This window comes from Candidatus Eremiobacterota bacterium (genome assembly GCA_031082125.1).
Lineage (GTDB): Bacteria > Vulcanimicrobiota > CADAWZ01 > CADAWZ01 > Ess09-12 > Ess09-12.
On record JAVHLM010000022.1, the window covers coordinates 52,585 to 70,473 of the forward strand.

At 57.1% G+C, this 17,889-nt stretch carries 11 protein-coding genes; 5 read left to right on the forward strand and 6 right to left on the reverse strand.

Translation table 11 applies throughout. The features are described 5' to 3' along the window. Positions 1 to 14 precede the first annotated feature (14 nt). The 3 genes from RDV48_21510 to RDV48_21520 all read right to left on the reverse strand — a co-directional run bounded on the left by RDV48_21510 (position 15) and on the right by RDV48_21520 (position 4,316). Positions 15 to 332: a hypothetical protein gene (locus tag RDV48_21510; protein ID MDQ7825393.1), complete on the reverse strand. Its 318-nt coding sequence runs from the start codon at positions 330 to 332 to the stop codon at positions 15 to 17. 39 nt (positions 333 to 371) lie between these two features. Then, positions 372 to 1,004: a hypothetical protein gene (locus tag RDV48_21515; GenBank protein MDQ7825394.1), complete on the reverse strand. Its 633-nt coding sequence runs from the start codon at positions 1,002 to 1,004 to the stop codon at positions 372 to 374. A 222-nt stretch (positions 1,005 to 1,226) separates the two neighbouring features. After that, positions 1,227 to 4,316, reverse strand: coding sequence for a tetratricopeptide repeat protein (locus tag RDV48_21520; protein MDQ7825395.1), 3,090 nt, complete (start codon positions 4,314 to 4,316; stop codon positions 1,227 to 1,229). A gap of 162 nt (positions 4,317 to 4,478) precedes the next feature. Here RDV48_21520 and RDV48_21525 point away from each other — a divergent pair, with 162 nt between their 5' ends. Beyond that, positions 4,479 to 6,449 (forward strand): VWA domain-containing protein, encoded by a 1,971-nt coding sequence (locus RDV48_21525; GenBank protein ID MDQ7825396.1) that lies wholly within the window; start codon positions 4,479 to 4,481, stop codon positions 6,447 to 6,449. A 46-nt stretch (positions 6,450 to 6,495) separates the two neighbouring features. Further along, positions 6,496 to 7,314 carry a hypothetical protein gene (locus RDV48_21530; protein MDQ7825397.1) on the forward strand — a complete coding sequence of 273 codons (819 nt, stop codon included), beginning with the start codon at positions 6,496 to 6,498 and terminating at the stop codon, positions 7,312 to 7,314. Between the two features lie 3 nt (positions 7,315 to 7,317). On the opposite strand, the gene RDV48_21535 is transcribed toward RDV48_21530, so the two are convergent. Continuing rightward, positions 7,318 to 8,781: an endo-1,4-beta-xylanase gene (locus RDV48_21535; GenBank protein ID MDQ7825398.1), complete on the reverse strand. Its 1,464-nt coding sequence runs from the start codon at positions 8,779 to 8,781 to the stop codon at positions 7,318 to 7,320. Between the two features lie 143 nt (positions 8,782 to 8,924). Between RDV48_21535 and RDV48_21540 the strand changes: the two genes are divergently transcribed. Beyond that, complete coding sequence (locus RDV48_21540) at positions 8,925 to 10,367, forward strand: protein kinase (GenBank protein ID MDQ7825399.1); 1,443 nt, start codon at positions 8,925 to 8,927, stop codon at positions 10,365 to 10,367. A 6-nt stretch (positions 10,368 to 10,373) separates the two neighbouring features. Here the strand turns inward: RDV48_21540 and RDV48_21545 are convergent, their stop codons facing one another. Further along, on the reverse strand, positions 10,374 to 15,245 hold the full coding sequence (locus RDV48_21545) for a protein kinase (GenBank protein MDQ7825400.1): 4,872 nt from the start codon (positions 15,243 to 15,245) through the stop codon (positions 10,374 to 10,376). Between the two features lie 127 nt (positions 15,246 to 15,372). Between RDV48_21545 and RDV48_21550 the strand changes: the two genes are divergently transcribed. Then, positions 15,373 to 16,251 carry a hypothetical protein gene (locus RDV48_21550; GenBank protein MDQ7825401.1) on the forward strand — a complete coding sequence of 293 codons (879 nt, stop codon included), beginning with the start codon at positions 15,373 to 15,375 and terminating at the stop codon, positions 16,249 to 16,251. Positions 16,252 to 16,315: 64 nt separating this feature from the next. Here the strand turns inward: RDV48_21550 and RDV48_21555 are convergent, their stop codons facing one another. Then, positions 16,316 to 16,615 (reverse strand): hypothetical protein, encoded by a 300-nt coding sequence (locus RDV48_21555; protein MDQ7825402.1) that lies wholly within the window; start codon positions 16,613 to 16,615, stop codon positions 16,316 to 16,318. A gap of 119 nt (positions 16,616 to 16,734) precedes the next feature. On the opposite strand from RDV48_21555, the gene RDV48_21560 reads away from it, so the two are divergent. After that, positions 16,735 to 17,838, forward strand: a complete 1,104-nt coding sequence (locus tag RDV48_21560) for a 4Fe-4S binding protein (GenBank protein MDQ7825403.1) — start codon at positions 16,735 to 16,737, stop codon at positions 17,836 to 17,838. The last annotated feature ends 51 nt before the right edge of the window (positions 17,839 to 17,889 follow it).

A 17,889-nucleotide genomic window follows, 5' to 3' on the forward strand; every position in this document is an offset into this window, starting at 1 on the left:
GGGGCTCTGTGCCGTTACCAGCCGCTCCAGTGAGAGCCATGAGAGCCATGGCCTCCGCCGGACCAGTGATCGCCGGAGTAATGATTCCCATGGGAAAAGTGGTTCCAATGAAGGGGAGAGATTTTGCCATTGGAAGCCTTTTCTCCATCGACAGTGAGGGTATAGTCACTGACGCTGTGCTGCAGGTACACAGGGCTCGAGGGATCTACCTTCTGCTTGACTGGCTCTTTCTTCTCATCGGGCATGGCCTTGGCCTGGCTTGTGCCGACGAGGGAGGCGAGCCACCCGAGAAGCATCAGGGAGCCTCCCAGGTACTTCAGAAACTTGGACATCGTGTATTCCTCCTTTTCACAAGGATATCTGCCGGATGCTTACTTGCCTGTCAGTTTGCCGTTTTCAAAGGTTCCCGTTTCTTTCTTCCCCCCGGGGAGCGTTTTTGTTCCCTTGCCGTTGGGAAGCCCATGCTTGAACTCGCCTTCATATTTCTTGCCATCTTTCGAGGTGATGACGCCTTTCCCCGTGATGACTCCGAAGACAAAGTCGCCTTCATAGCGGGTTCCGTCTTTCCACGTGAAGACCCCCTTGCCATGCTCCTTGCCATCCTTGAGCGCGCCTTCATATTTCCGGCCGTCGCTCCATTTCATGACGCCTTTCCCGTTGGGAGCGCCACCCTTGAACTCGGCTTCCCCTGAGAGGATCACCTTGCCTTTCGAGTCATAGACCTCGTAGGTGCACTTCCCCTCGGCCTTGCCCTTTACATAGGTCCCCTCGAATTTCTCGTTGAGCACGCCGTTTTCGAACCATTTCATGACGCCTTTCCCGTCGGCATACCCATCCTTTTTTCCTCCGGCCCACTCTGCAGTGATGGTAGGACTTGCATTCCACACCTTCACCTTTGCCTTGCTGTCAGTGATATAATCGCCTGCGAAGACAACCCCGGCCAGCGCGATAATGAGACAGCAGCAAAGAAGTCCGGGCCACAGAGCTCTTTTTCCCAGAACCATAAGCATATCCTCCTTTCATTTTTTTTATTTTCACGGGAGCACCAGAGCCTTCACCGTAAAAACCATCGTGAAAAAAACTGCATAATCAATGCCTGTGAGACTTTGAGAGAGATTTTGAAATCAGGGAGCACGTCGTAATCTTTTCTCTACATGGCACTTACATATAACACTTCTCGTTCATAGAGAGAAATCCTATGGTAAAAGAGTCCAATTTCTCCCCGGTCATTCCCCTGATGGCTTCTCCTTATTTTCAAGCCGCATCAGGCTCTCGCGGGCCTCCCGGTAATCCGGCCTGAGCTCCAGGGCCTTCCTGTAGTCAGAAATGGCGCCCTGCAGGTCTCCCAGTTTCTCTCTCGTCACAGCCCTGTTAAACCAGCCCAGGGTATAGTCTCCCCGAAGGGAGAGAAAACGGGTAAAATCCTCTTCCGAAGCCTTGTACTCGCCGAGCCTGAACCTGTCAAGAGCCCTGTTGTAAAAAGCCTCTGCAAAATCTTCGATGTGCTTCAGCGCTCCGGTATAATCGGCGGCGGCAGCGACATAGTCACCCAGGGCGTCTCTTGCAACGCCGCGGTTATAATATGCTTTTCCGTTGGAGGGCTGAAGGCCCAGCACCACGGAGTAATCTTCTACGGCCTTCCCGTACTCCTTCAGATCCACCCGTGCCAGGGCGCGCCGGTAGTAAGCATCGGCATAGTCAGCACGCATCGCTATAGCCTTGGAAAACTCCGCTTCGGCTCCCTGGTGATCGCCTGCCTGGCTCTTCTCAATGCCTTTTTGGAAGAAAGCCCCGGCATTGCCGCGGTCCGCTCCGGTGGAAGGCACCTGGGAAGTCGGGACGGCGCCCTGGGGGAGCTTCCACCAGGGAGTGCCGGTATATGACGAACGCTCCGGCCTGGGAAGGGGACTGCCCGGGACAAGAGTGAGCGCCTCGCCGCACGAAGCCTTCACTTCCTCGCCTGTGGCAGTTTTCTTGACGGTGACCGTGCCTTCAACAACCCTCACTGAAGTCTCCTTCCCCTTCCCCGCATCGATGACAAAACTGGTGCCCGAAGGGGTGACGGTAGCCTCTCCATCGGCTGAAACGGCGCCGGCATTCACGAACTGAGCTTTCCCGAACTCCACCTGCACGTAGTTATAATTTTCAGAGATCTTGATGCGGTGAGCCCCCGGTCCCAGGGATACCCATTTCTTCTCGCCGTTCTTGAAATAGCCGTCCTTGAATCCCTGGAAAGCCACGGTGACTCCTTCAGGGACCTCGATGATGTCATCTTTTTTAAGCTCCATCGAGGAATTGAAACTCACAGGCCTTCCATTTCTTGTGACTTTTACTGACTTCATGGCATCAGGGCTCGCTGCCAGGCCTTCCCATACGTTGGATGCCTTTATTCTATACTGTGAGGCAAGCTCGGAAAGGTCGCCGTCATACCTGATGCCCGGCTTTTTGCTGTTCAGCTTCACGTCAAGGAACTCCTCGATGCTTCTCGCCGGGGTGATGGAAGTCCAGAAGGCCTCATGCTCCCTGATGGTCTTTGCAAAGTCCCTGTACACCTTCTGGGGGTCATCGAGATCCTCCCTGTAATAAGCCGAAAGGAAGCTCGCAATGTTCCCCTCGATGACATTGCCGTCTGCCACGTATTTCGATGCCGCCTCGCCCGACATCTTTGCATTGTCAAAGTTTATATCATATTCCCCTTTCTGGGATTTATAGAAGAGCTGGGCAAAAAACTCGGCCGAACCCTCCTCGAAGGCGAGCTCCTTTGACTCGTCCTGGGCAGGAACCCACGTGTTATGCCCCCCCCCTACATATTTCCCCATGAGGGGGTAGCCTTTCACATAATAACCTGAGGGATCCACAAGGGTGTCCATAATGAGATGGCCTGTCTCGTGGGCCATGACCCTCCTTATGCTCTCCAGCTCCTTTACATACTTCACTGAAGAGCCGTTTATCTGGATCTCCTTGTTCATCGGGTCATAGGCCGGTGTCGATACCGCCGCGTTGAAATTGATCTTCGCCTTGAGCACCGCCTCCGCTTCTTGTGAGGAGAAGCCTCCCTTTTTCAGGAAATCGGCCATATCCTTCTTGAGCTTCTGCACATAACTCTCCAGGGAAGTGCAGAGGACCTTCACCTCGGCGGGCACCGTGGCCTGCCGGGTAAAGATGAGGAAGTCGGGATCCCTGAATATCACGTTCACCTTCCGCCCTGCCGGGAATGGCACAAAGGCCGTGCCGTCCTCGCCGCTTGTGACGGTTTTGTCGGCGTCTTTTCCATTCATTGCATAGGTGAGCTTTATCTTCTTCCCCGCCATGGGAGCTTCATTTTCATCGCATACGAGAAGCTTCAGCCCCACAGTGGTCGTGAGCCTGAGGGTCGCCGAGCCTTCGGCCGTTTTCCCGCTCGAAGCATCACTGGCCTTGCAGGTAAACACCAGGGGCACCTCGGGTTTTGAGGCGAATTCCTCCACCTCTTCTGCCTTTGGCGCCGTCACGGAAAAAGAAAGGCTCCCGGAGCCGTCGGTTTTCCCGCTTAACGGCAAAAGACCGGGAGCCTTCAGGGAGGGGCTCACCGTTACAGGGATCGATGCCGCGGCCTTTCCTTGAGGATCGGTCACTTTGATTGTGAGCGTCGCCTTCGAGCGGCCATCGGCGGGGACGGTATCGGGAGCGACAGCGGCCTTGAGAGTGAGGGCCCGCGGTGCCTCCCCGCCCGGCAGGCCCAGCAGGTACCGGTAGAGCCCGTCAACGTAGGCTTTTGTAGGAGTCTGGACAGAGGTGAAGCTTCCCTGGTCCTGGGCAAAGACATGGACCACCAGGGTGCCCTTGAGCAGCATCGCGTAGTGTGCCTGGATATGGGGCGAGCGGGAGGGCTGGGGCGCCAGGAATATCTGCACCGTACCCTTCGCATCCCTGCCAAGCTCCACAGGCTCTGTCCTCACGTTGTCTCGCGGGTCTTCCCAGCCGTGGAGGTAATCGGTGACATATTTATACTTGTCCTGATATTCGCTGAGAGCCTTTTCCTTGGACTTGTTCACCGTTATCTGCACGATGACCTCGCTGAACCCGTCATTGAGTTCCTGGCTTTTCGGATGAGTCATGAGATGGTATTTTATGCCGAACTCTCCTGGCTCATAGTCATACTCCCAGCACTCAATCTCCTTCACCGTGTTGAAATTTCCCATTCTGAAGAAATAGGGCGCGAAGCGCTTCGGTATCTTTGATATCTCTGTTCCCCTGTATTCCTCTCCGCAGGCGATGGCCTGGAGCAGGATAGAGAAAAGGGCGCCAAACAGCAGAGCTTTACCGTGCTTTTTCATAGGGATTGACCTCCCGGGAAGATTATTGCCTCAAGGGGAATTCTCCCCCGCGGTGCAGCGCCCCTCTTCTCCTGCCTCCTGACTCCTTCTTGAAAAAGGAAAGCATCACGATGAGAGAGAATTCTTTGACCACATCCCCTTATTACCACACGGGAGGCGCCCATGCTCACCCTCTCGGCGGAGCTGAGCCGCAGGCTCATTGCCCGCGGCTCTCCAGGCAGGATATTTGTCCTTTTCAGGATAACGGCACCCTCCGTGGAAGTCTCCCGGAAGCCCCTCAACATCGCCGTGGCTCTAGACCGGAGCGGTTCCATGAAGGGAGGAAAGCTCGACTATGTCAAGCATGCGACGGCGTTCCTCTTCTCGCAGCTTCTCAACACCGATATCTTCTCCCTTGTGACCTTTAACCACCTGGTGCAGGTACCTTTCCCTGCAGGGGAGGCCAGGGAGAGGGATGCCATAAGGAGAGCCATCAGCTCCATAGAGCCCCAGGGGATGACCAACCTTTCCGGGGGGTGGCTCGCGGCACTCCAGGAGGTCCTCAAGCATTCAGGCCCCGAGAGGCTCAACAGGATCATACTTCTCACCGACGGCATCGCCAACGAGGGCATCACCGATCCCAGTCGCCTTTTCAATATAGGAGCGCACACGGCAGAAAAGGGCGCCGTCACGACAGCCATGGGAGTCGGCTCCGACTTCGCCGAGGACCTCCTGAAAGGGATCGCCGAAGCCGGGCACGGGAACTATTATTTCATAGACAACCCGGAGAAGGCACCGCGCACCTTCTCTGAAGAACTCATGGGCCTCCTCGCCCTCTATGCCCAGAACCTCACCATTGAGTTCACCCCGTCGGAGAACGTGCAATTCGTCGACCTCCATCATGACTTTCCCCTCACCATGAGAGGAAAGGGCTGCGAGATCAGCCTCGGAGACCTATACGGAGGCGATGAGCGCACCGTGCTTATTGAGTGCCTTGTGACGGAATCCCCGGCAGACGGCATCATGGAGCTTGGTAAGGCGAAGCTCGCTTATCACCGGATACATGAGGAAATCTCGAGAGGAGAGGTCTCCCTTGCCCTGCAGGTCACCTGCACTGATGCACGGGCTGCGGCAGCGGAAGCCATCAACCCTGCCGTGGAGAGGGAAATCGTGATCTGTGATGCCATCAATGCGAGGAGAAAAGCGGTCCGCGAGGCAGATCAGGGCTCTTTTTCCGGTGCCAGGAAAAAGCTTTCTGACTCCATATCGGGCCTCCAGAGCAGCGTTTATTCCCATGACGAGACGGTAAGCCGCGAGATTGAGAAGCTTGAAGGGCTGCTGGGCAGCTTTTCTGACAGCGGCTCCTACCAGTCCATCGGGAGAAAGGAAGCTCTTTACCAGAGCTTCTACATCTCCAGGAAAAAGGGCCACTCGTCGGTGAACCGCACCAGAATCATCGGCTGGAATGCCGTGGAGGCCCTCAAGAATGCCCGTTCCGTCACCGTCATCACAGGAGCGGGCCTCCCGATGGAGTGCTCCATCCCCGGCGTCCGCGGCGTTACCGAGCTCATAGAGGGGGAAGAGCTGATGATCTTCAATGCAGAGACATTCAGCGCCCACCCTGATGCAGTATGGAAGCGGATCAGGACAGTGCAGGAGGAGGTCATCAGGCTCCCCGTGCCGGAATGCTACCGGATCATCGCCGAGATGGAAGAGTTCTGGAAAGACTTCCGCCTCATCACCGAAAATGTGGACGGGATGCATTCCATTGCCGGCAACACCGGAATAACGGAGCTCTTCGGCAATATCTTCAAAAGCTGGTGCCCCGCTGAAAAAAAGGCCCGGGAGGCAAGAGCTGACAGGAAATGCGCCTGCGGCGCCACCCTCAGGCCGGCAGTCCGCTGGCTCGGAGAAGAGCTGGAAGATCAGGTTCTTGAACAGATGAGAGGGGCTCTCACGGGGAGAGGCATCATATTCCTCATAGGCACGCACTTCCGGAGGAACACGGAGCTCATTGTAGATGCAGCCCGCAGCGGCGCCACTCTCGTGGAGATCAATGCCGCGGAGACGGCTTTTTCCTCCCTTGCGGCGGAGCATATAAGGAGAGATATAAGGAGCGCCCTCCCGGAGCTCTGGACTGAGGTGAAGCGCTGAGGGAGCGGGACCTGCCATGGAGGAAACAAGACCCCGGGAAAGAAGCATGGAGAGAGTATGTGAAGAGATCACGAAAGGATGTGAATCCATGCAGAGAGTGACCTGGAGTATTTTCACCGCCCTGGTGTTCTGTTTTCTTCCGGCCGGGTGGTGCCTTGCCGCAGACTATGACATCTATATCAAGAATCACCAGTATACAGGAAAAGTGATAAGGCAGAACAAGGAGATCTTCATAGAGCTGGAGAGCCTTGCGAAATTCGCCGCCCTCACCCTTGAGCAGAAAGGGAAGGCCTGGCAGCTCTCAGTCTCCTCGCCGGGAGCTCCGAAGGAGGCCCTGCCTGAAGCCAGTGAGGGGTTCTGGATCAATGGCGCGAAATCTGACATCACTGTCATATCTGACAGCGGAAAGCCTTATGTGCCCCTGAAGAGAACTGCCGACGCACTGGGCGCCCTCTATTCAGAAAACAGCCAGACCGGCATCATTGATGTCACTTTCCCCAAAAAGGGTATGACCGCAAAGGATTACCAGAAAGCTTCCGAAAAAAAACCTTTCAGCTTCGTCTTTTTCTACATGGGATCAAACGAGAATCCCACAATGAAATCTTCACTGGCGGCGGTGCAGCACCTGCAGGCAAAATTCAGCGACCAGTTCACTTTCAATCTTGTAAACATGGAAGACCGCGACAAACCGGAATATTCTCACTTCTTCAAGTCGGGGCCCCTGGGAATCCCCCCTTTGATAAGGATCTATGACAAGAACAACAAAGTAGTATACACAAAAAACGGCGCTTTCACCGCCGATGAAATCGGAAGGATCCTTACCTCCTTCACCACGCTTGAAAAGCCCAAGGAAAAAGAGCGCTGAGCATTACCGCTCACATTCAAGAATGAGCGGCGTCTCATCAAGGGGGACTGACGAAGAGGTGATGGATTCAACAAGCGCGTCCTTGTCAGTCTCACCTCTCCTGGTGATGATATGGGTGGCTTTGAGCTTTCCCGCCTTGGTGACTGACGAGAAATCAAAAGTCCTGGCCCGCCCGGTGCTCCAGGCCACCCAGAGAGGCTCCCTCCCGGCAAAGCTGAAACAGACGGCCCTGGCCCCCGCGGGGGGATTGATTTCCTTTACTGAGCTGAAGCCCTTCAGCTCCCTTATCATCTGCCGGTACGCGTAATAGTGAGGCTTCTTCCTGCCGTCGGTATCTATCAGGCTCATCATTCCGAAGTACCAGTCCATGGGCTTTTCCTGGTCCTTCATCCACGCGGCGTAAAACTGTGAAACGCCATGGGCCAGGGAGAGGACAAGGCGCTTCACCAGTCCCTGGGCCTGGTACTTCTCAAGCATGGGCCCGGCATTCGGGTCTCTCTTCAGGAAAATACCGAAATTCGAGTATTCCGAGGGGGAAACCCCTCCCTTCATGATACGCGAAAGCTCGCTCTTCACCGAAGGAATGGCGAGGAGGCCGGCCACCACGGGGACAGGCTTCTCGGGGCGTGACATGTGGACCCTGAAGAGGCGCAGGTCTATATCGCCCGCCTCGGTGGTGATGAGCTCTTTGTGGCAACCGAATCTTTCCATGGTGCTCTTGAGGAGGGCAAGCTCCTTCACCACCGACTCGGGCTCATAATACTGGTGAAAATCAAGGGCATCACAAAAGGGGCCGCCCCTCTCAATGAGATATTCAAAGAACTCCTTGACCTTCCCCTTGTCAGCCTTGATGAAAAATGGGTAATCTTCATTCTGCAGCACGAACAGCTCATGGGCGAATCCCGCCTGCACCACCTTCGCCGACGGATCGGCGGCATGAATCACCTTGTGGGCATGGCGCAGAAGGTTCACATATTCCTCCTTTGAGCCGTCCCAGAAGATCGAGGGGCCGTAACGCTTGTCAAAGACCTCGTTTTCTATCTGCCAGTATTTCACGCTTTCCTTATAACGCGCCACCATGGTCCTTACAAAGTTCTCGTAGTCAGCCATATCCTTCGGGGGGCTCGCGAGAAAAGTCAGATGATTCCCTGCCTTCCTGGTGGCCCATGGGGAAACCGAGTGGAGGGTGATGAGCATTTCAATCCCCGCCTCCCGGTGCATGGCAATCATGCGATCGGCAATCGCGAAATTCCACTTTCCTTTGCGCGGCTCCACGAGGGCCCAGTGGATCACCAGGCGCGTCCTCTCCACGCCCAGCTCCTCGGCAGATTTCAGAGTGACGACACCTTTTCTCTCAAGCTCCATATCGTTGAAAACGCCGAAAGGGCGCTCCTGCCGATTCGGGACCGCCGCCCCGGTGCCGCCAAGCGCCAAGAACAGACAAAAAAGAATCAGGGTATTTCTCATAGCTCTCCCCCCTTTCCTGAAAATCATTCCCCGGAGCCTCTCAATGATCCTCTTGCATGCGGCAAGGAAGGATTTCAAGGCCCGGGGAGATAATAGACAATGGCAGCGCAAAGCCCTGGGGCGCGCGGAAAGGGGTGGGTCAGATGAAGGTTGTCCTTGCAATCGAAGAAGGTCCGGGCGGTACTGAGCGCTTCGAGTTTGACGGCCATGACACTTTCATCGTGGGGCGCTCCAGGAAAAACACCCATTCACAGCTTCGCGGCGATCCTTACATCTCACGCCATCACTTCATCCTGGAGCTCTCCCCTCCCCGGTGCTTCCTGAAAGACCTGGGGAGCACCAACGGCACCAAGGTGAACGGCAGGCTCATCGAGAAGGGGGAGCTTAGGGAGCTCTCCCCCGGCGACACCATCAACGTGGGGAGGACAATGCTCAGGCTCACCCTTGAAGGCGATGCCCCCGGTGGAATGAGCCTCCAGGGGGAGAGGGCTGCAGAAGCTCATCTTCCCGAAGCACCGGACGATGATCGGGAGGAATCTGCCACCTTGCTCCAGGCCGAGCCTGCCGCCTTCACCGGAGCTGAAGCCCCCGCTCCTTCGGCGCTTCACTGCAGCCGCTGCGGCAGGGAGATTGAGCCCCCGGTGAAACCGGAAAACCTCCCCGATTCCATTTTTCTCTGCGAGCACTGCATCCCGCCCGGCGAGCCTGCGAAAAGCGGCAGAAGCGAGGGAGACTATGAGCTCTACTCACTCCTCGGGAGAGGAGGCATGGGAGAAGTCTTCAAGGCCCGCAACAGCAGGACCGGCATGCTTGTGGCGTTCAAGAGGCTCACCTCGTTTTCCAGCATCAATGATGAGACTCTGCGGCGCTTCACCAGGGAGATGCATGTCATGAGGGAGCTTGTCCATCCTAATATTGTGAGGTTTATCGGCCATGGCCAGGGAAAAGAGGGCCACTACCTGGTGATGGAGTATGCGAGCAGGGGGAATATCTCCGATCTCATCGAGAAAGAGCTTCTCGGCCCCCTCCCCTACCCCCGGGCATGCAGGCTCATCTGCCAGGCCCTGGAAGGACTTCAGTTCGCCCACTGCAAAGGATTCATCCACAGGGACATAAAGCCCCAGAATCTCCTTCTCCACGGGAGCGGCAGCGACACCGCAGCCAAGATAAGCGATTTCGGGCTTGCCAAGAATTTCCAGGAGGCCGGCGGCTCCATGATGACCAAAGAAGGGGAAGTGGCAGGAACCATCCTCTTCATGGCACCGGAACAGCTCACTAATTACCGCTTTGTGAAGCCCCCCGCCGATGTGTACTCAATGGGGATGAGCCTCTACTATCTCCTCTCGGGCAAATATCCCTTCGCTTTCCCCTCACCGCTGGACCTCATCAGGAACACGCCTCCTGAGGGGCCCCGGACCGATCCCATCCTGCTGGTGCTGAGTGAAGAGCCTGCACCCATAGAAAAACACTGCCCCGCCCTTCCCCCGGCCCTTGCAGCCGTCGTGAACAAGTCCATCTGCAAGGACGAGATGAAGCGCTTCGCTTCGGCGGAAGAGCTTCGGACAGCTCTCCTGATGGTGTTTTAGGAGACCTCACTTCAGCTTATCCCGGGCGGCCTTTATCTCTCCCCTCACGAACTCTCCCGGCTTTCTGATCCTCCAGCCGCAGTAAGGCTTCATCTGCGGCAGGGGCTTGCTGTGGCAGGCAAGGCAGTCGATATTTCTCTGGGGGCCCTGAGGCTCGGCATCTGCCGGCTCAGCAGCCTCGGCCTTTGCAAGATCCGGGGCGGCATCCTTTATACCGATGCTGCCGAGAAGTGTCGCCGCCTTGCCCCGCACCGCGGTGTCCGGCGCGGCGAGAAGGCTCACGAGGGCTTTCTTTGACTTCTTCCTTGCATACTCCTTGAAGGTGGGCCTGTTGTCAAGCATCATCTCGAGGGTCCGAAGGCTCATCAGCTTCCGCGTCCCTTCACCGGCTGTCAGGGCATCATCGAGGAGGGCATCAACAGCAGCCTCGTTCATGGAGAAGAGGATGTCGGTCCCCTTTTCATAACTCTTTATGCCATAAGGATCCAGGTAATATGCATACATCCTGTCAATGCATTGCCGGGCTTTGCCGTGGCGGTACTCATTGTAGCAGGAGGGTATCCTGATAAGAGTGAAAAGCAGCAGCAGCAAGGCGCCGATTGCAGCTCCCTGAAGCCACTTCCCCGTGGCGCTCCTCTGCTCCCGCTCGTCCTGGAAGGCTTCCGTATCTGGAATATACTCCTCCCTTTTCTCGATGACCACTCCAGTGCCTGCCGACACGGGTGCGGAACCCTGCGGGGGCGCGGGAACGGAAAAATCCCACTCCCAGTCTATCTCCCACAGGAAAAGGGTCCCCTGGGAATCACCGGTGAGAAGCAGCCTGCCGCCGGGAGAGAATGATATCCACGTCACAGGAGCTCCATGCTTTTCCAGGACCCTGAGGATCTCTCCATTCCTGCGGTCCCATAGCCTTATCGTATGATCGGCACTCCCCGATGCCAGAAAACGCCCGCAGGGGGAGAAGGAAAGTGACGTGACATCCTTGCGGTGCCCCTCAAGGGTGGCAAGACAGCTGAAACTGCCAAGGTCCCAGAGCCTGACCGTGCCGTCCATACTCCCCGAGGCGGCAGTCTTCCCGTCTTCCGTGAGGGCACAGGCCAGCACAGGGAGCCTGTGGCCGGTCATGGTACCGAGAAGCACTCCTGCCGCGGTATCCCAGGACTTCAATGACTTATCGGAGCTTGCCGAGATCAGCACCTTTCCGTCATGGGATACCGCCATAGCCTCAATGCCGCTGGAATGCCCCATGAGCGTCACAAGGCACTCTCCGCTTTCGGCACTTCTTATCTTCACCGTGCTGTCTGCGACGGTTGCCCCGCCCGTGGCGAAATAGCGCCCTCCGGGGAGAATCACAAGGGACTTGAAATCCTGGAGCTTCTCAAAGGTTTTCAGCAGCACCTTGCTGTCCAGATCCCACTGCCTCAGGCGGCCATCAGCATAACCCGCCAGCAGCACTGTCCCTTCAGGCGGGAAGGCTAAAGCGACAGCCTGAAATCCACCTTCATCGATGGTCTTTTGCATCGGGGAGCCTAGACGGCTCACAATAAGCTGATCCTCTCTGCCGCAATAGACAGAGAGTGAATCGTTAAGCGCCACGGCCCTCCCCCCGGAGAAATCAGGATATGACCGGGCGATCCAGAGGTTTCTCACGCCGGTCCTCACGGCCCCCGAGGTTGATGATGCAATAGCGTCCATGGCTTCCCTGTCCTTTTCATGGCCCTTCACCTCAAGGGCTTTTCTGAACAGGCCGTAAGCCTCTTCACCGCGCCCGCCGGCGAGAAGCTTTCTCCCCTCGCCGACAAGCGACTGAAAGAGGGTGGTGTCCCTGAGGCTCTCTTCGGCGGTCCTGGGCTTCTCGAGGATAAACTCCCTCTTCCACGTGGCGCTGAAAGGCCTGTCTCCCGAAAAGGGGAGCGGTACGAGGCAGATTGTCCTGTCCCTGCTTCCCGTCACCAGGAGGCGTCCAGCCTCATCGAAGGCCAGGGCTGCCACCGGGCCTTTATGGATCATCAGGGTTCGAAGCTGAGCCCCTGTCGAAGGCTCCCACAGGCGGACAGCCCCGTCACCGCAACCTGCTGCGAAATAGGAGCCGTAGGGAGAGAAGCACACCGACTCCACCGGGGCTCCACAGTCGAAGCTCCTTATGCAGGCTCCAGCCTTGAGATCCCAGAGCTTCGCCGTTCTGTCGTCACTTCCCGAGAGCAGGGTGCGCCCATCGGGACTGAGGGCAAGGGAGAGGACCGCCCCGCCATGGGCTTTGATCTGCCCGCCACGGGTCAATTGTCTCATAGTCCAGAGCTGGATCTCCCCCTCATGGGTCCCGCAGGCCAGGTGCTCCCCGCCTTGGAGGAACTGCAGCGAGAATACGCCTGACGATCCCGTTCTTAATACACCGCGCGCGGTAAAGGCCTGGCAGTCCCACAGGATAACGGCGCCGTCTGCGCCGCCGGAAGCAAGCTGGAGGCCGTCAGGGGAGAAAGTGAGGCAGCGCACCATGTTCTCATGGCCCGAGAGCCTTGCCAACGCCCGTGATGCATCGATGCTCCAGAGCCTCACAAAACGGTCACCATGGCCAGTGGCAACAATGCTCCTGCTTCGGGAATAGGCCACACTGAGGGTTTCACCTTTCAGGTAAGACTCTTCTTCACTGAGGGAGGACTGCGGCGCCTCTTCGTCGAGGCTCCAGACCTGCATCAGTGAGTCGCTGTTCACCGAGACATAGCGCTCACCGGGAAGCATTGCAATGCCGGTGATTTTTCCCCCTTCGCCGCTCCGTATCCTGATTCTACCCGGCTCCGGTACAATCAAGGAAGCCTCTCCAGCACTGAAGGAGGCGCTCTGGGGAGCATCGGAAGGGACGCCGGGGGCTGCATCGGGGGAGAGCTTTTCCCTGCAGAGCTTCAGGCTGTCAAAAATCCTCGGGACACGGGGCGCGGCACTGAGAGCTCTTTCCAGGAGGCCGCGCCCGTCGCTGATATTGTCCGGCGGTGCCGCGTAAGCGAAGGTGGGGACGAAGCGGGAGACCCCTGCGAGAAGCTCGCCGAGAGTCACAAGGGTCCTCACGTGCCGGGGATTTCTTTTATATTCCTCAATGAGAAGCACCGATGCTTCCTTGAACTTCCCCATTCCCGTGAAGGCTATGGCGAGATCGATCCTGAGCTCCGGCTCTCCCGGCCAGGTGCGGACAAGATCGGCAAAAGCCCTGCAGCACTCCTCATAACGCCCCAGGCGGTAAAGCATGAGGGCATAGTTTCTCCGGTACTCCATTACGAGGGTGTCGGCTGAAAGGGCGTTCCCAAAAGCATCAAGGGCTTCACGATCCCTTCCATGGAAGGCGAGCATGGCTCCCCTGAGGTTATGGGAAGGCCCATGGGAAGGGGAAAGGGCAAGGGCCTCATCAAGAAGGGTGAGAGCCCTCGAGGGATCCCCCCCCTCTCCTTCGACCATGGCCTCATAATAGAAGGGGAGTGAGCTTCCAGGGTTTCCTTCCCTGAGTATCTTGAACTGCTTCAGGCTCTCCCCGTACGAGAGGCTCCCCGCCTCGATGCCGAGAAGCATAAGGTTCACCGAGACCGGGACCGAGAGAGGATCAAGCTTCAGCGCCTCTTCAAAAAGGCTCCGTGCTTCCCTGCCTCTCCCAAGGTCAAGATAAGAGAGGGCCCTGTTGTTGAGATCATCGGCATGGAGCGCCGCCTCGCCGGGAAGGCTGCGCCCGTATGGCATTCCCGTCACGTCAAGGTAAAGGCTGACAAGCAGGTCCCTGATCTCCCTGAAGCTCCCGAAGCGCTTTGCGGGGTCCTTCTCCAGGCACATGAGCATAAGGCTCCTCAAAGCTCCGGGGAGATCACCCCGGAACGCCGCAGGATCGGGAGGCGCCTGGAACCGGTGCTGCATCTGCCAGGCAAGAAGGCCCGGAAGAGAGCTTTCCTTGTCCTTTTCAAAAGGGCGGCGCCGGCAGACCATCTCATAGAGCATCACGCCGAAGGAGTAAATATCTGAGCGCTCATCGGCATGACCCGCATCGGTCCACTGCTCGGGCGGCATATAGGCCGGGGTTCCCATTGCAGCTCCCGAGGTCATGGTCTGCCAGGCTTCAGGGCTCACGGCAGGGGGCCGGGCGGCAGGGACGGCCTTCTCTTCCCCCAGGGTCTTCACAAGGCCGAAATCGGTGATCTTGACGATTCCCTCCCTGGTGAGGAGCACATTGTCAGGCTTTATATCTCTGTGAATGAGGCCTCTCCGGTGGGCATAAAGAATTCCGTCGCAGAACTGGATTGAGCGGTCCATGACAAGGGAGAGGTCCGAACCTTGAGAGGTTTTCAGCCAGTCAGAGAGGGAGCCGCCATCGATGTACTCGATGAATATCCTTGGAAAGGCGCGGCACTCCCTCACATAATACGCGGTGGCGATGTGGGGGTGCTTTCCCAGGCCCACCCAGGCCTCCGCTTCGCGTATAAATCGCTGGGACTGGGCGGAGTGACGATCTTCGTCAATGGGCGACTTGATGACGAGCCTTATGCCCCATTTGAGATGCTCAACGACATAAAGAACGCCCATTCCGCCTCTCATTGAGCGCTCGACACGGTAGAGTCCATCGACGATCCCGCCGGGCTCCCAGGCCTTTTCAGAGGCAGCCTGTGCCGGGCGGGGGGAGGCAGAAGATGGGGAAGCGGCCTGCACCTTTTCTGCAGCCATGGTGGCAGCTTCGCTTGCCTCAGGAGAGCCCTCTCCGGAGAGAGAGCCATAGGCAGCCGCTCCAGGGGGCACCTTTTTTTGGGGGGCTCCCCCTTCAGAAAGAGTTGCCGCCTCGTCTTCGCCTTGAATTCTAGGATCTCTCTCCGGCTCCATCTCCACCACCCCCTGAAAATTCTCTCTCACTCTTCTTCCCCCCGGGGGAGTGGTCCTTCAAAAAGAAGCTCCGCGTTGAAAAGCCGAAAGAGAGGAAGGAGCGGAGCATGGGGAGAATCAAGTCAGGAAAGCTCTCCTTGAAAAGAAGGTGATTTCCATGAAAAGAGTCTTCGCGGCTATTTTTCTTCTTCTATTCGCTGCAGCCCTGGGCGGGTGCATGGATATCGGGACAGTCGTGAAGGTGAAGCCTGACGGGAGCGGCACCATAGAGGAGAAAGCCATGTTCTCGAAAGATGCCGTAGACATGATTACCTCGATGGAAAAGAACATGAAAGAGAGCGTGGATAAGAGCTTGAAGGCCGCCAAGGACAAGGCGCCCCCCTCTGACGGGCCGGAGGGGACTGCCGGGGAGATAAAGAAAGCCCTTTCCCTTTATGATGAAGGGAAGCTCAAAGCGAAAGCTGAAGACTTCGGCAAAGGGGTCACTTACCTCGGCAGCAGAAAGCTCCTCCTCGAAGGAGGAGAGGGTTTCGAGGTCCAGTACGGTTTCCCTGACGTGAACGCCCTCATCATTGCCCACCGCTCAGTCGATGACCTCGGAGGAGGAGGGAGCGGTGAGGCACTCAGGACTTACGCGATGACCTTCCAGAAAGGCGCACCGTCAAAGCTCATCATCAAGGTGCCTGAGCTCAGCATGGGCAGGAAGCTCTTTCCCCGCAGCGATGCTCCCGAAACCGTCAGCCTGGAAAAACAGCGGGAGGCCTTCGGAGTGTTCAAAACCCTCTTCAAGGGAATGAAGCTCTTTCTGGCCGTCCAGGCAGAGGGCACCATCGTGGAGACCAACGCCTCCTTCTCGGAGGGAAACCGCGTGGTCCTCATCGACATTGACGTGGATAAAATGGACTTTTCCGATGAGCAGCTCGAGAAGATGAACGAGAAAAAGGATGAGAGCTACAGCGGGCTGATGGCCGCACTCGGGAATACGGCAGGATTCAGGATTGAGGCAAAGAACGAGGTCTGGATCACCATCCGCTGAGGCTGGCCGGGGCTCACTCCACGAGGCCGCCCTGTCCACAGGAAGGCCCGGCGGAGATTCATTTTCAGGTCTTGCAGTCCTTTGTCTGCGTGGATTCCGAAGACGTGGCCGAGAGGACCGTAATATTCCCGTCCTGGTCTTTTTTCACGCTGATCCCGGCAATGCTGTAAATATCATAGAACTTCCCTCCGCTCCTGATCACACCGTCATTGGTGGCAACCTCAATAAAGTCGCCGCCTTTCAGCGTTTTCCGGGACGGGGAGACAAGCCCATGCACATCATACCGCTCATAGAGAAGGCTGAAAGCCAGCACGCCGATACAGAGAAGCAGAAAGAGCGCTCTGAAAAATGCAGGTTTCTTCATGGGACCCTCCTTCATCGATTTTAGCATCTGGAGGCGCTCCTGTCAAAGGGGGACTCCCTGCAGGAAATCGGGCAGAGGGGGAGAATTCGCATGATCTTTGGGAGAGACAAGGAGTGAAGATGGGCACCAGGAAAAAAGGCCTTTTCAAGATGCGGACTCTCACCGCACTCTTTTCCACGGCAGCCCTGTACCTGGGAGCTCTGGGCATAAAGTTCAGAAAGATCTGCTCACCGGGTTTTACCTGTCATGGGTGCCCCTGGGCTACTTTTGCCTGCCCGGTGGGCGTCACTTCATTCACCCTTGCCCTGGGAAGGTTCCCCTTTCTCGCCCTGGGCTCGGTCTTTCTCGTGGGAGCCTTTGTCGGGCGCCATGTCTGCGGCTTCATATGCCCCTTCGGCCTCCTCCAGGACCTTATCGCGAAAATCCCCGTGAAAAAGCTCAGGCTCCCGAAAGCGCTCCGCCTCGTCAAATATGGAGCTCTGGCTCTTCTTGTCTTTTTATTCCCCCTCCTCCTTGGTTTCAAACCCTCAGGGTACCTGCAGATTGAAAAGGCGGCAATCCAGCAAAAAGATGACGGCACCCTCCAGGCAGCAGTAACGGTGAAAAACCTTGGCAAAGCGCCCGTGGAGAACCCGTCCCTCACCTTCACCTTCATGGAGAAGGGAAACACCAAGGTGCAGCAGATATTCTCCAGGTCCTTTGACGGAGTTTCGGTCGCCCCGGGTGAAACCCGGGACCTCCCTGCTCCAGTGCTTCCCGACAGGCTTGCCGAGGCGGATATCACCATAGAGTCTCCCCAGAGCATTGCAGGCCAGTCGCCACTTGTTCCTCTCCTCTATTACTGCAAAATCTGCCCGAACGGCACCCTCACGGCCACTCTTCCCTCCTATTCCGTAAAGGGAGGGATCCAGAATTCGATGTACCGCGGCCATGTCACGCGGTTCCTCATCCTTGGGCTGTTCCTGGTTCTGATGGTATTTATCTCCCGCCCTTTCTGCAGGACTTTCTGCCCCCTGGGAGCCCTCTATGCCCTCACAAGCAGGCTGGCCTTGATCCGCCTGACATTCGACCAGGATGCCTGCGTCAACTGCGGGATCTGCGACAAGGCCTGCCCCGTTGAGCTTGATGTGCGCAAGGAAATAGGAGGTGCGGAGTGCATTGCCTGCGGGGACTGCATCGCTGCCTGCCCGAAATCGGCCCTCAGGCGCAAGGCAGGCCTCTGAAAAGACGCCGCCACCAATCCTGACGAGAATTCCTTTGAAGAGAGGGCAAAA